Below are 13,215 nucleotides of genomic sequence, written 5' to 3'. Positions count from 1 at the left end.
TGGATGGAGTTCGATCCCTCCGTTGTCGGCCGTTGCGGCTGCGACAAGGGCGTCCGATTGCGACCCGCCTACAGGGACATGCCGCAGTACAGGCCGCGTTGCCCGGCGTCGCGGGCGAGCTCGGCCAGCCGCCGCAGGAAGTCGGCCACCAGCTCCGCGTCCTGTCCCGCGCCGTCCTCGGCGAGCGTCCAAACGAACGCCGCCTCCTGCAACCGCCCGCTGGTGGCCACCGCGAGCGCGTCGCGAAGGCTGTCCGTGAGCGAGACCAGCCAGTGGCCCTCGTGCTGAGGATCGCTCAGCAGTTCGCAGAAGCGCGGGTCGGCTTCCACCTGCTCTTCGGGCACTCCCGTCAGGTGTGCCTCGACGGCTCCGAGGAGCAGGTAGGGGTCAACCCCCTTGAGACCGACCGTACCGAAGGGGTCGTCGATGCGGCCGTCCTCGAAAACGCCCAGGGCCTGTGTGTCGTCGGTGGCCGCGTAGTAGTCATAGATGTTTCCCATCGCGTGATCGTCCCAGCCGCCAGCGACAGGCAGCTACCGGAGTCCGGGCTCACCCGACCCAGCGGCCCTGCAGGAGCCGACGGACCGCGTTGAGGCCAGAGGCTGTGCAGGCGCGGGCGTGCAGCCAGGCCCAGTCCTGGTCTCCATCCAGGCGCAGCAGCGCGCTCAGTGCGGAGTGGTCGCCCGGCGCCCCGCGACGACACGGCCACTCATTGGGACGCGCGATCAAGATCGCTTCGTAAGGACACGTCGGCGTGGTCGTCTGCAGGGAACAGCAACGAATCGACGAGGGAGGCACGGGTGCCCGAGCTTTGGGCGGGACGGACGCGGGCAAGACCGAACATCACCGCACGGTGATCGACGCCGACGGGGCGAAGGTGCTGTCGCGGCGGGTGCCCAACAGCGAGCCCGAACTGCTCGAACTTCCACCGCTTGAGGCGACACACGCCCAGCACACAGTGATCCCAGGCGAGAAGACGGCGGCCACCATAAGAATCTATGGAACTTCGTAATAGAAGGCATCTCCACAGCCTTCCAGGTGAACGCTAACATCTGCCCCCTGCTGCCAAGCGCGGTGAATTCTCACACTTCCAAGGTCCGCCCATCCCCGCCCCCGACGACGCCGCACAGCCACTCCATTCCACGGCGCCACATGGCCAATTCTGGGAATGGCCACCTGCCCCCTCTTAGCATGGGACGTAGCCCGGATAGCAAGCGGGAACTGACATTCAATCACACGGGCCAACCGGAGGGCAATGTTGCATGACACGTACCGCAGTGTCGTTTCTCGAGATTGTTCAGATACTTCGGTACGGAGCGGCGAGCGCCCCTTTCTCCTTATGATTCTCCAGAGTTCTTGATGCGTCATTGATTGCTCGTACCTTCGCGTGTCCAAGTTCCACATCATGTCCCCTGCTAGTACTTGGAGCGCGTCATCAACCTCTCTATCTTTTCTGCTTACAGACTCAAGCGCATGGCGAATGTCGGCAGAGTACTTGGCGAATGCCTCCACGCCAGACTTTCCCCCGTACAAATATTGAGTCTTCGCCACCAGATCCAGAAGAGATAGCACATTGATAGTAGAGCCAAGGTTAAGGTTGTCTCGGAAGGATCGAATTCGCTGCAGATATCGTTGGGCAACGCCAGAATCCAAACCAAAGAAGGGGGCATATAGTGGCCCATCCGAGAGAATTATCCACTGGACCTCCTCAGCGTACAGGCGCGACAAAGCGAGAGCCAGGCAATGCATTCTCACTAATAGCGCCACCTCTCCAAAGTCTGGCTGGTCCGCGCTACAGTCGGTATTGAATGCCCCCTGATCCTTGAACGGGAAGGCCGGCAGGGCCAGGTACAGTGGCAAGCGCCCATCCGACGCCATAGCGAGCCGCTGGTGAATCACAACTGAATCGACGTTCTCCCGATTCTGTGTGTTCCCTAAGAGCGGGTCAGCTAGCACGCTCAGGATCTTTTCTGTCCTGTCAAGATCGCTCTTCGCTATATCTTCCAAAGGACCATAATCGACAAGCGCCGTCTCAGCCCAGCCCAAATAGTCTGCAGTCACACTCTCAGGCACGTTAACGTGTTTCATGGTCCGCGGGCGAGGTGGATTTGCACTCAATCCAGTGTCGCCCTCATGCGACCTCACGGCCGACAATAGTTCTTTTCTTACCTCGGATTCGGAAATCGGCCTGAGGCGGCGCTCTCCAGGGCTGATCTGCTCGTTCTCGTATCCAAGGTGCGAGAAAAACATGCAACTCGCGAAGTCGTAGGAGTCTGAGCGCGTAGGCCGAAGGCGCGTTCCTTTAGCCAAACCAGAAAAATTCTCCTCCAGGACTGTATTCCCAGACCTTGTCAATTTCGTCAAGTGCCCAGTCATGCTCTTCGCAACCGTTCCGTGGGGGCGCCGAGGTCTCTGATAGCCGCCAGTCGCGTCGGGGACAGTAGTGCTACGAGACGTTCCAGGTGAACTGTGACACCGCCTATCCGGACGTGTGATGACCACTCAGTGACATCGCCCTCTGCGACAACAATACCTTGGGGATAAATTATACGGAATATAGCGTGATGTATACCATCGTCTTCTCTGGCCTCAGGCAGCCACTCAATGCGCGGCGTGTCAATCTCCTTGCTTGGCATTGCAGCAACTGGTACTTGAGGCCACTGATCTGCGCCCCATGTGACACGCGACACCGCCGTGTCCCCCTCCTGAAGCAGGTCCCGGAGTATCGTCTCAGAAAAACAGATCACCTCTTCAATTGAGGTATCAATTTGTCTTGCCACTAGGGTCAGTTCCTCTGCACTGGAAAAACCATCGCGATATGCCGATGAGAAACACCTGCCGACTGCGAATACCCGATGCTCTCCGGTCTCAAGGAGAGTTTGAAGGAGCTGTGGCGCGGGCGAGATTGCCAGACTCAGTGAGGATCCCCAGCCTTCGAATGAAACACTCACTGGCCCTGAGTCCCTATTCTGCAGCGGGGTCGATATGTAATACGGTTCGAACTCGCGGTAGCCGAGCTTGGTTGCTGATGCTGTTGCGATACTGCGGAGACGTGCTAAGAGGAAGCTTGTCAAGATATGGCTTGGCACCTCTGGTTTTTCAGGCCAGTGCTGCCCTAGCGAGCCTGCCGGCAAGACCTCCATACTGTCCGGATAAAGTACCAACTGTTGACGGGACGAGATCACAGCCGACCCTGTCACCTCAACTCGCCGTCCTACCTGCATCTGAGATATATCAACCGCTGGATCACGACGGTTGACAATAACATTCGCGCGGCCGGTGAGTTCCAGTACCCAGCGTCCAGTGGAGTCGCCCTTACTCCATTTCTTTACCACTATGCCCCTTATTTGGGCAGGGACCTGTGTGCCAGTTGGACAGCCGTCCAGGTGATAGTGGAGACCACGCACAGTACGAAGAGCTACAGTCATTTTGGCTAAAACCTCACAGGCGCCAGATCCCGGTTACGCCAAGCCCCATTCACGCTGCTATCAGGGTAAGAGCCAACTTCGGTTCCTGGATCTCTTCCTGCCTAGCAGGCTCACCATGTTCTGCAGAGATAAGATTCCACCCTGCGAGTTCGAGAAGAGGCTGGAGCTCCGGCACTCGCCACATCGACGCGACCAGGAATTCACCCGCAACGAGACTCGCAGCTATCACTCTCTCGTCATCCCCTTCTTTCAGAAGGAGAAGACTCCTCCCGTTGGCCTTGATAACCCTCCTGAGTTCCTGCAGAACCGACTGGACATTCTTCTTGGGTATGTGCAGCAGCGAGTAGGCAATCAATAGGCCATCAAATATGCCTGACCTGAAGGGAAGTCGCTCCATGGTCCCCTGAACCATTGGATGATGAACACCTCTGCGCTGTCGTCCTACGGATAGCATTTCGAATGAGATGTCGATGCCAACAGGACAATGTCCTCTACTACCAAGATAGTTAGAGAAGTTTCCAGGACCACATCCCACATCTAGGATCAAGGACGGTGCTTCAAGAGAACTGGAGAACGAATCAAGCCAGTGCGCATCACTGAGGTCGTCAAAGAAGATCTCCTCGTAATCCCGCGCTGCCAGATCATAAACACGACGAGTGTTTCCAGAATCCATGGCGTCATTCATCATATCGCGCCATTAGAGAGCCGCGATCTATATCTTGGGCCTCGAGAGTCATATCGGCTATCTGTCGAACAGCCCCTCGGCCGCCTCCATAGGAAGAAATCACGTCGGCAGCAGCGAGAGCCTCTACTGCCGCGTCGCAGGAAGACGCTGCGACGTCACAAGCTCTCATCGCTGCCAGATCCCAAAGGTCATCCCCCATAAATAGTATCTTTCCTCTCGTATGCCGCTGCATATCTCTGACGCACCTGAGCTTATCGTTGACACCCAAGCAGACACTTTTGATGTGCAGTTCTTCGGCGCGTTTTCTAACTATCGGGGAATCTAGAGCAGACACAAAAGCAACTGATACGCCAGCCCTCTGCAAGAGTGCAATTCCCAAACCATCCCGCGCATTGAATGTTACTAGCGCTCGCCCGCTCTCGCTGTATATTATTGAACCATCTGTCAATATTCCATCGACGTCCAGGCATACGAGTTCAATGTGTGCGAATTCATCGCACAAGCCTATTGGGAGCCTCTCGAGGTTATCTCGAGCGGCTACGGGATCCAACTGATGGTTGAACGGGCGCGCATGTATGCTCATTCGAAATTATTCACCACTATCTTTCCAACGATGCCCCCATCTTCCATTGCTTGATGCGCTTCTGAAATCTGCGACAGCGGGTACACCTTTCCAACCACTGGCTTTAGGTGCCCTTCGGTGACGGCTTTCAGCATGTTCTCGAAGTCTCGCTCATCGCCCATCCTGCAGCCGCATAGCGCCCACTGGTTATAGAAGAAATCGCTCAGATCAAATGTCACAACGTCGCCAGCTGTTGTGCCCGCGAGAACCACCCGTCCCCCCGGCCTCAGCGACTGCAATGTCGCAGACCACGTGGGGCCAGCCACAGAATCGAACACGAGATCTACTTTCCTCCCTATCAGATCGATTACCTGTTTTGCCACCTCTCCGAGATCATAGCGAATTATTCCTTTCGGCTTAAGCCCCGCTACTTGCTCAGCATCATGGTCGCTTCCAGCTGTCGCGAGTACATTCGCACCAAGATAATTAGCTAGCACGATCGCAGCAGTTCCCAGACCGCCGGATCCACCCCATATGAGGACGTACTCTCCACGTTCGACCATTCCCCTTCTTGCAAGCATGCGCCAAGCGGTTAGGTAGGTGAGCGGTATCGCTGCTGATTCCTCGATCGTTAGATGGCTTGGTGCTGGAAATATGTTTCCGATCGGAACATCACAGTATTCTGCACATGTGCCAGCGCAGTTGTATCCCAGTATGTCAACGATATCCCGATACGGATCGGACCATGAGCGCTCACCAGTCGGGAGCTGCAGTGCTGGGTTAATTACTACTTTTGAGCCTGTTTCGATGGTGCTCTCGCCCCTCAGTTCTACCAATACACCACATCCGTCGGATCCGGGGATATGGGGATATGAGGAGACTATTCCTGGATGCCGAGTCCACAAGTCTGCGGCGTTTACAGAACTTCGTTCTATCTGCACTCTAGCCATACCAGGGGCGAGTGGCCCCTGGGGGACGTCTCGAAGTTCTATAACTTCTGGCCCTCCCGGGCGAACGACTACTGCAGCGCGCATTTGTTCAATCCTTGCCCTGGAGATCAAACGAAGAAATGCTGTGAAAATGCGCCATGCCTTAAGAGTCCCCGTGGCTCTGAGCCGAAACGGCAATCCCGACCAACAGCAGATCGCAAAAAATGTTCGGCTGAAGGTTTGTTCAAGCTTTGATGAACCGGCGCAGTGCCAGGACTGATGCACCTGACGGCACGTGTTTGATTGTGAGCACCGAGGGAATCTTCCGCAGGCTGGGCGACACTTCGTCCTCCTCGTTAGCCCTCCTTCTCAAGTATGGGCACTCTCAAGCGACATGTCGCGCTGAGGTCAGCCAGCTTGGCAGCATCACGCTGCGGGTGACCCGGCTAGCAACCTCAGGCCGACCGGGCGGCCAGGCGAAGACATGGCGGTGCTGACGCGGGACCAGTGGGTGCGGCCAGGGCGGAATGCCCGCAGGCGCGGCCATCCCTGGTTCAGGTTCGCATTAGCAGATTGGCGCTGCCCGATAGCGTAGTTCGCGAATCTCGACCAACAGATAGGTCACCGCCACACCAGGCTCTCGCTTCAGGTGGTGGCGCAGGCTCGTGGTAAGACCGACCGGCGTGGAACAGTTCGGAGGGCGTAAGTCCTCGGCCAATCCGGTTTCGGTACGGCCGTGGTGCGGCCCTCGTTGATCTGCACCCGCGTAGTGCTACCAACCGCAGCCGCCCAATGCTCACGCTCACGTGCACAACAATGGGTACCAATCAGATCCTTCCCCCGCCGATAAGCGCACTTGTCGCCACGACAAGGGGTTGTCGCATGTCGGACGGCATTCAGCGCCGCTTGTGGTCGCACGTGAGCGCAGACTGAACGGACCAGGAGAACCTCCAGCGTCAGGATGCGATCATCATGCGCTCCTCACCCCGCAACGGCCGCGTCTACCGCCGATGCGGCTGCCGCGACCCACAGCACAAGCAACTCGGCGCCCACTGCCCCCGCCTCTCCGCCGACCCCGAGCACGGCACCTGGACCTTCGCCGTCGACCTCCCCGCCAACGGCAACCGCCACACCCTGCGCCGCGGCGGCTTCCCCACCGAGGAGACCGCCCGCACCGCCCTCCGGCGGGTACTCGAGGGCCAGGACGGCGGCTTCAGCGCCGACCCCAACCAGACCGTCGCCGACTACCTCACCGCCTGGCTCCAGACCAAGGCCCTCACCGTCAAGCCCACCACCCTGGTCCGCTACCGCGACTACGTCACCAACGACCTCATCCCGAACCTCGGCCGCATCGGGCTCGACGACCTCAGCCACTAGTGCCGCATCAGGCAACGTTCGCCCCGTCGTGACCTGTCGCCTGGTTGCTGTGCCGGGCGGCACCGGACGGTCAGAATGATCACGTGGCTGAACGCGTGCAGGTCCGTGAGATCGATGACGACGAGGGCAGACGGCTGCTGCGGATTGTCCGCCGGGGCGCTGGGTCGGTGGTGACCTGGCGGCGGGCCCACATGGTGTTGCTCTCTGCCCAGCGCATGCCCGTGGCGAAGATCGCCGAGGTCACGTTCACCAGCGCGGACCGGGTCCGCGACGTGATCCACAACTTCAATGCCGACGGCTTCGACTCGCTCTACCCGAAATACAAGGGCGGACGGCCCAGGACCTTCACGCTGCCCGAGCGCCGGGAGATCAAGAAGATCGCCAAGTCCAAGCCGGCCGAGCACGGCCTGCCCTTTTCGACCTGGAGCCTGGCCAAGCTGGCCGACTTCCTGGTCGCCGAGGGGGTGGTCGACGACATCAGCCATGAGGGCCTTCGGGTCCTGCTCCGCGAGGAGGGCGTCTCCTTTCAACGCGTGAAGACCTGGAAGACCTCGAAGGATCCCGACTACGAAGCGAAGAAGGCCCGCGTCGAGCACCTCTACGCGATCGCCGACGGCGAGGTCATACCCGAGAAAGGTGAGCCCGAAGTCGTCTTCTGTCTGGACGAGTTCGGGCCACTCAACCTCCAACCGCACCCCGGTCGGCAGTGGGCCGAACGCGGTGGCAAGGGCAAGGCCCCCGATCGCGAGCCCAGACCCCGGCGTCGGGCCACCTACACCCGACCGCACGGCGTCCGGCACCTGTTCGCCGCCTACGACCTCGCCAAGGACCAGCTCTACGGGCACATCAAGAAGACCAAGAACCGGTCCAAGTTCCTGGAGTTCTGCCGCTACCTGCGCTCGCTGTACGCGGCGGACGTTCGCATTGCGATCATCTGCGACAACTACTCACCGCACCTGACGACGAAGCGGTGCCAGCGGGTCGGGACCTGGGCGGCGGCGAACAACGTGGAGATCGCCTACACCCCGACCAATAGCTCCTGGCTCAACCGGATCGAAGCCCAGTTCACCGCCCTGCGCTACTTCGCCCTCGACGGCACCGACCACCAGAGCCACAAGGAGCAGGGAAGCATGATCCGCCGCTACATCATCTGGCGAAACAAGCACGCTGCCGACGAACGCCTCAGCGCGGTCGTCAATAGGGCGAACATCGCCTGATCTGCCATCGCGGGGCCGGCCAGGTCACCCCTCGTCCCTCGGCGTGACGGGACGTACGTACCACGCGGAGCAGAAATCTGCCTGGAGGACCACTTCGTCCCGGTAGAGGTAGTCGGCGTCATGAAGGACGACACCGCTCACCACGAAGTGGCTGACGCCCGAGTCAACCGAGTCGCGCGTCTCGCCTGACCTCGGGCTCAGCGGCACGTCGATACGAATCGGGGCCTCGGCGGGCAATTCGCTGAGGGCTTCGAGTAGCTCCCCCACCGTCAGCTCCACGGTCTCATGCCGGTAGCGCTCGATCTCCATGTCATCGGCCATGCGGCACAGGATACGAGCACAGATCCTTGATCAACTGGTGCCGATCAGCTCTTGTCCAGCGGCATCAGAGCAGGGCAAACGTTGCCTGATGCGGCACTAGGCAGTGTCCTGGCGATCAGTTGAGTCGTTGATACGACTATGGGGAGTAGGGGTGATCTGACGGATGCCCAGTGGGAGCGGCTGGAGCCGCTTCTGCCGGTGAGTAACGGGCGTTGTGGCAGGTGGCGGGACCATCGCCAGGTCGTGAACGGGGTTCTGTATCGGATACGCACGGGGGTGCAGTGGCGTGATCTGCCGGAGCGGTACGGCCCGTGGAAGACGGCGCACGAGCGGCATCGTCGCTGGTCGGCGGACGGGACGTGGGAGATGCTCCTCCAGCGGATTCAGGCCGGGGCGGACGCGGCCGGCGAAATCGACTGGGACGTCTCGGTCGACTCGACGTCCGTGCGCGCTCACCACCATGCCGCCGGTGCCCGGCAGGCTCCGCCACCTGTCGTCAAAGGGGGCTTCGGTCAAGCGGTCAAAGTCGCTCGAGTCCGGGCGGAACTGATCGACCGGCTGGCGGAGGTGGTGCGGGAGGTGAGGCGCTCGGCCGCTCGCGCGGCGGGTTCACGACCAAGATCCACCTGAGTGCGGACGGCCGCTGCCGGGTGCTCTCGCTGGTCATCACTCCCGGACAGTGCGCCGACTGCACCCAGTTCGAGCCGGTCATGGACAAGATCCGCGTGCCGAGGCTGACGACCGGGAGGCCGCGCACGAAGCCGACAGCGTCAGCGCGGACAAGGGCTACAGCAACCGCTGGATCCGCCGGTACCTGCGCAGACGCGGGATCCGACACGTCATCCCGGAGAAAGCCGACCAGGCCGCCAACCGGGTCCGACGTGGCAGGGCAGGCGGCCGACCGCCCGGTTTCGACAAGGACCGCTACAAGAAGCGCAACACCGTCGAACGGGCGATCAACAAGCTCAAGGCCTTCCGCGCAGTAGCGACCAGGTTCGACAAGCGCGGCTACGTCTACCTCGGCACCGTTACCGCAGCCGCGCTCGTCGTCTGGCTCCGCTCGTAATCGCCAGGACGCCGCCTGGCTCGCTCAGGCGCTGAACGGCGGGGTCAGGCCGTACCGCGTGATGACGTCGGGCAGCCAGTCGGGTTGCCCGAACTGGAGCCCGTACTTGGCGGCGAGCGCCGGTATCGCGTCCTCGGTCGGCGGCGGCCCGTCGGCGAGCATCTCGGCCATTTCGCGGAAGCAGTGCTCGAAGCCGGCCGGACTGATGATCTCGATCATCCGGGCCGGGACAGGACCGGCGTTCCACATCGCGTGCAGCTCCCCGCGCGGCTTGGTGATGTAGCCGCCGGCGCCCAGGACAACTTCGCGGTCGCCGGACCGGAAGCCGATCTCGCCCTCGGTGACGATCGAGTATTCGTCTTCCCGGGTGTGCAGGTGCGGCGGCACCAACGCCCCGACCGGGAATGGGTGTTCGACGACGGAGACCGCGCCGTTGGTGTCGGCGCCCCAGAGCTTGAAGGCGACCCCGATTGAGCCGAGGTAGCCCTCACCTCCCTCGCCGGGGCGGACGATGGTGAGTGGCGGGGCCAGCGGCTCTGTCATGGTGATCACTCCTCCATGCATTTTGGAGATACACTGGTGTTCTCTTAAAAAGTCTCCGCCTCGGATCGCAGGGCGTCAACAGGTGAGTGAACAGCAGCGTTCATCGAAAACGCGTGGTTACGAGATGCGCAAACGCGCCGAGGGCATGGGCCGGACGCGACAGCGCATCGTCGAGGCCGCCGTACATCTGCACGGCACCACGGGTCCGGCGGCGACGAGCATCGCGGCGATCGCCGAACGTGCCGGGGTCACCCGACTGACCGTCTACCGGCACTTCCCCGACGAGACCGCGCTGTTCCAGGCGTGCTCGGGGCACTGGCTGTCGCAGCAGCAGCTGCCCCAACCCGAGGAGTGGGGCGTGATCGGGGATCCGGTCGAACGGCTGACGGCCGGGCTCGCCGACCTCTACCGCTTCTACCGCGCGGGCGAGCAGATGCTGACGCTGGTCAGCCGCGACCTACACGCGGCGCCCGACTCGATTCGCGAGGCCTGGGAGGCGAGGAACAGGCGCTACGTCGAGGTGCTGGCCGACGCGTGGCCGACCGCGGGTGAGCCCGTCCGGCGGGCGGTGATCGGCCATGCAGCGGCGTTCCCGACCTGGCGGTCGCTCTGCCGAGAGCAGGGGCTGACGGACCGTGAGGCGGTCGAGGTCATGGTCACGCTGGTGGGAGCGGTCGGTAACTGACAGGCCAGGCGAATGAGTTCATCGGCCAGGTTCCGGAATACCCAGGGCATGGCCGAAGCTGACCTGATCACCCCTACTCCCCATAGTCGTATCAACGACTCAACTGATCGCCAGGACACTGCCTAGTGTCCTGCGCCGGAGATCCGTCGGCAGAATCGGGCGAGGGAGTCGAGGATCTCGTCGGCGGTCTTGGTCCAGGTGAACGGTTTGGGGTCCTCGTTCCAGTTCTTGATCCAGGCGCGGATGTCCCTCTCAAGGGCCTGAACGTTCTTGTGGGCACCACGTCGGATCATCTGGTCGGTGAGAAAGCCGAACCACCGCTCCACCTGGTTGATCCACGAGGACCCGGTCGGGGTGAAGTGCATATGGAATCGGGGATGTTGCGCCAGCCAGGCACGGATGGCCGGGGTCTTGTGGGTGCCGTAATTGTCGCAGATCAGGTGGATGTCGAGCCCGTCGGGAACCTCGCGGTCGATCTTGACGAGGAACTTCTTGAACTCCGCCGCACGGTGCCGGCGGTGCAGTGAAGTGATGACCTTCCCGCTGCTGGTGTCGAACGCGGCGAACAGGGTGGTCAGACCGTTGCGCACGTAGTCGTGGGTTCGACGCTCCGGCATGCCCGGCATCATGGGCAGGACCGGCTGGGAGCGGTCGAGGGCCTGGATCTGCGACTTCTCGTCGACCGACAGCACCACCGCACCTTCGGGCGGGTCGAAGTACAGGCCGATCACGTCGTGGACCTTCTCGATGAAGAGCGGGTCGGTGGACAGCTTGAAGGTGCCGACCAGGTGGGGCTTGAGCTGGAACTTCCGCCAGATCCGTCCGACGGTCGACTTCGAGAGGCCGCTGCGGGCGGCCATCGAGCTCCGGGACCAGTGTGTCGCGTTCTTCGGGATCTCCTCCAGCGTCGCCACGACGACCGCCTCGATCTCGTCGACCGCGATCGTGGGCGGCCGGCCCGGTCGGGGTTCGTCTACCAGGCCGTCCAGCCTCTCGGCGAGGAACCGGCGTCGCCACTTGCGGACCGTGTCCGCAGTGATGCCCAACTCCCTTGCCACGCCGACGATCGACGGCACATCAGGACCGTCGCAGGCCAGCACGATCCGGGCCCGCAGAGCCAACGCCTGGGCGGACGAGGCTCTGCGGGCCCACCGCGTCAGCGTGGCCCGTTCCTCGTCGGACAGCAACAACGGTTCCAAGGCGGGACCACGACGGCGCACCGGGAGATCAGGAGAAGAAGAGCTCACACACAACTAACGACGGATCTCCGGCGCAGGACACTAGTAGTGCTTTGTTAGGTGGTGCGCGGGGGCTGGTCACGTGTGCTGTTCGGCGGTTCTCTGCGGGCATGACTCCGGACGAACTTGGTGCTTTACGTGATGAGTTGGAGGCGTTCGCGGCGGAGGTCTTCGCTCCGCTGCGGCGCTCGGACCAGCGGGACAAGGGCATCAGCTACCTACGAGGCCTCCTGCTCGACGGCCGGCGCAAGTCGATGCAGCCGATGGCCGAGCGACTGGGCATCGACCACCAGCGCCTGCAACAGTTCGTCTCCTCCTCGACCTGGCCGGTGGACCAGGTCAGGTCGAGGCTGGCCGACCGTGCGACACGCGCCCTCGAACCGGACGCGTGGGTCGTGGACGACACCGGTTTCCCGAAGGACGGCGCCGGCTCGCCGGGCGTGGCCCGCCAGTACTCGGGCACTCTCGGCAAGGTCGGCAACTGCCAGGTGGGGGTGAGCGTGCACGCGGTCACCGACAGCGCGTCGTGCCCGCTGAACTGGCGCCTGTTCCTTCCCGCATCCTGGGACCCAGTCATGGCCGGTGATCCGGCCGGGGCCGCGTTCGTCGAGCGCCGCAGGGCCCGCTGCGGCGTCCCGCAGGCGGAGGGCCACCGGCCGAAGTGGCAACTGGCTTTGGAGATGATCGACGAGCTCGCCACGTGGAAGCTCTCCCCTCCGGTCGTGGTCGCCGACGCCGGCTACGGAGACAACGCACACTTCCGCGCCGCCCTCGGCGAACGCGAGCTGCGGTGGATCGTGCAGGTCAAGGGCCTGGCCACCGCCCACCCGGTCGACGCCGTCACCCACCAGCCGTCCTACGGCGGACTCGGCCCCAGACCCAAGCCCCGCTACCGCACCCGCCCCGTTTCGCTGGCCGAGCACGTCCGGGCCGCAGGCCGGGCAGCGGCCCGGACGGTGACCTGGCGGCGCGGCTCACGCGACCGGCTGACCTCGACCTTCGTCGTCCTGCGCGTCCGCCTGGCCGGCCGCCGTCCACGACTGGAGGAGGACGGCACCCTGCCCGCCTGTTGGCTGCTCGCCCAGTGGCCGCCGGACCTGCCCAAAGGCAGCATGGACCAGCTCACCCGGCCAAGCTCCCCCAAAGCGCCCCGCACTACCCAAC

The 13,215-nt window shown here is 62.4% G+C and carries 15 protein-coding genes and 1 pseudogene; 7 read left to right on the top strand and 9 right to left on the bottom strand.

The features are described from left to right. Window positions 1-68: 68 nt before the first annotated feature. Window positions 69-500 (bottom strand): hypothetical protein, encoded by a 432-nt coding sequence (locus tag F7Q99_RS21590; RefSeq protein WP_153463850.1) that lies wholly within the window; start codon window positions 498-500, stop codon window positions 69-71. Between the two features lie 254 nt (window positions 501-754). Here F7Q99_RS21590 and F7Q99_RS42665 point away from each other — a divergent pair, with 254 nt between their 5' ends. Then, entirely contained in the window at window positions 755-1,012 is a 258-nt protein-coding gene (locus tag F7Q99_RS42665; protein WP_153463845.1) for an IS110 family transposase, read from the top strand. Here F7Q99_RS42665 and F7Q99_RS43695 read toward each other — a convergent pair. The 5 genes from F7Q99_RS43695 to F7Q99_RS21560 form a co-directional block, all read right to left on the bottom strand. After that, on the bottom strand, window positions 997-1,878 hold the full coding sequence (locus F7Q99_RS43695; protein WP_407697871.1) for an L-tyrosine/L-tryptophan isonitrile synthase family protein: 882 nt from the start codon (window positions 1,876-1,878) through the stop codon (window positions 997-999). The two genes, F7Q99_RS42665 and F7Q99_RS43695, sit on opposite strands and share 16 nt — an antisense overlap. A gap of 494 nt (window positions 1,879-2,372) precedes the next feature. Further along, entirely contained in the window at window positions 2,373-3,143 is a 771-nt protein-coding gene (locus F7Q99_RS21575; protein WP_153463839.1) for a hypothetical protein, read from the bottom strand. A gap of 334 nt (window positions 3,144-3,477) precedes the next feature. Then, window positions 3,478-4,116, bottom strand: a complete 639-nt coding sequence (locus tag F7Q99_RS21570; protein ID WP_153463836.1) for a class I SAM-dependent methyltransferase — start codon at window positions 4,114-4,116, stop codon at window positions 3,478-3,480. Next, entirely contained in the window at window positions 4,106-4,663 is a 558-nt protein-coding gene (locus tag F7Q99_RS21565; RefSeq protein ID WP_195911136.1) for a KdsC family phosphatase, read from the bottom strand. The genes F7Q99_RS21570 and F7Q99_RS21565 overlap by 11 nt, the downstream gene beginning before the upstream one ends. 29 nt (window positions 4,664-4,692) lie before the next feature. Further along, on the bottom strand, window positions 4,693-5,709 hold the full coding sequence (locus F7Q99_RS21560) for a zinc-binding dehydrogenase (protein WP_153463830.1): 1,017 nt from the start codon (window positions 5,707-5,709) through the stop codon (window positions 4,693-4,695). An 867-nt stretch (window positions 5,710-6,576) separates the two neighbouring features. Here F7Q99_RS21560 and F7Q99_RS21555 point away from each other — a divergent pair. Both F7Q99_RS21555 and F7Q99_RS21550 read left to right on the top strand, forming a co-directional pair. Beyond that, window positions 6,577-6,981 carry a tyrosine-type recombinase/integrase gene (locus F7Q99_RS21555; protein ID WP_153463828.1) on the top strand — a complete coding sequence of 135 codons (405 nt, stop codon included), beginning with the start codon at window positions 6,577-6,579 and terminating at the stop codon, window positions 6,979-6,981. Between the two features lie 83 nt (window positions 6,982-7,064). Next, window positions 7,065-8,198, top strand: a complete 1,134-nt coding sequence (locus tag F7Q99_RS21550) for an IS630 family transposase (protein WP_326846957.1) — start codon at window positions 7,065-7,067, stop codon at window positions 8,196-8,198. Window positions 8,199-8,222: 24 nt separating this feature from the next. Here the strand turns inward: F7Q99_RS21550 and F7Q99_RS21545 are convergent, their stop codons facing one another. After that, on the bottom strand, window positions 8,223-8,519 hold the full coding sequence (locus F7Q99_RS21545) for a hypothetical protein (RefSeq protein ID WP_153463825.1): 297 nt from the start codon (window positions 8,517-8,519) through the stop codon (window positions 8,223-8,225). A 138-nt stretch (window positions 8,520-8,657) separates the two neighbouring features. Between F7Q99_RS21545 and F7Q99_RS41275 the strand changes: the two genes are divergently transcribed. Next, window positions 8,658-9,149, top strand: coding sequence for an IS5 family transposase (locus F7Q99_RS41275; RefSeq protein ID WP_230210275.1), 492 nt, complete (start codon window positions 8,658-8,660; stop codon window positions 9,147-9,149). A 49-nt stretch (window positions 9,150-9,198) separates the two neighbouring features. Continuing rightward, window positions 9,199-9,585, top strand: coding sequence for a transposase (locus tag F7Q99_RS41270; protein ID WP_326846956.1), 387 nt, complete (start codon window positions 9,199-9,201; stop codon window positions 9,583-9,585). A gap of 24 nt (window positions 9,586-9,609) precedes the next feature. Here the strand turns inward: F7Q99_RS41270 and F7Q99_RS21535 are convergent, their stop codons facing one another. Next, window positions 9,610-10,128, bottom strand: coding sequence for a cupin domain-containing protein (locus tag F7Q99_RS21535; RefSeq protein WP_153463823.1), 519 nt, complete (start codon window positions 10,126-10,128; stop codon window positions 9,610-9,612). Window positions 10,129-10,252: 124 nt separating this feature from the next. Here F7Q99_RS21535 and F7Q99_RS21530 point away from each other — a divergent pair, with 124 nt between their 5' ends. Then, a complete protein-coding gene (locus F7Q99_RS21530; RefSeq protein WP_153463819.1) occupies window positions 10,253-10,813 on the top strand; it encodes a TetR/AcrR family transcriptional regulator in 561 nt (186 codons plus the stop codon). Between the two features lie 122 nt (window positions 10,814-10,935). On the opposite strand, the gene F7Q99_RS21525 is transcribed toward F7Q99_RS21530, so the two are convergent. Then, window positions 10,936-12,033 (bottom strand): IS630 family transposase, encoded by a 1,098-nt coding sequence (locus F7Q99_RS21525; RefSeq protein WP_326846951.1) that lies wholly within the window; start codon window positions 12,031-12,033, stop codon window positions 10,936-10,938. A gap of 128 nt (window positions 12,034-12,161) precedes the next feature. Between F7Q99_RS21525 and F7Q99_RS21520 the strand changes: the two are divergent. After that, window positions 12,162-13,148 (top strand): annotated as a pseudogene (locus F7Q99_RS21520) (IS701 family transposase); the annotation flags it as partial. Window positions 13,149-13,215 lie beyond the last annotated feature (67 nt).

The sequence above is a fragment of the Streptomyces kaniharaensis genome (assembly GCF_009569385.1).
Taxonomy (GTDB): Bacteria; Actinomycetota; Actinomycetes; order Streptomycetales; family Streptomycetaceae; genus Kitasatospora; species Kitasatospora kaniharaensis.
The sequence above is the reverse complement of the archived record's forward strand: the minus strand, read 5'-3'. Positions and strand labels throughout refer to the sequence as shown.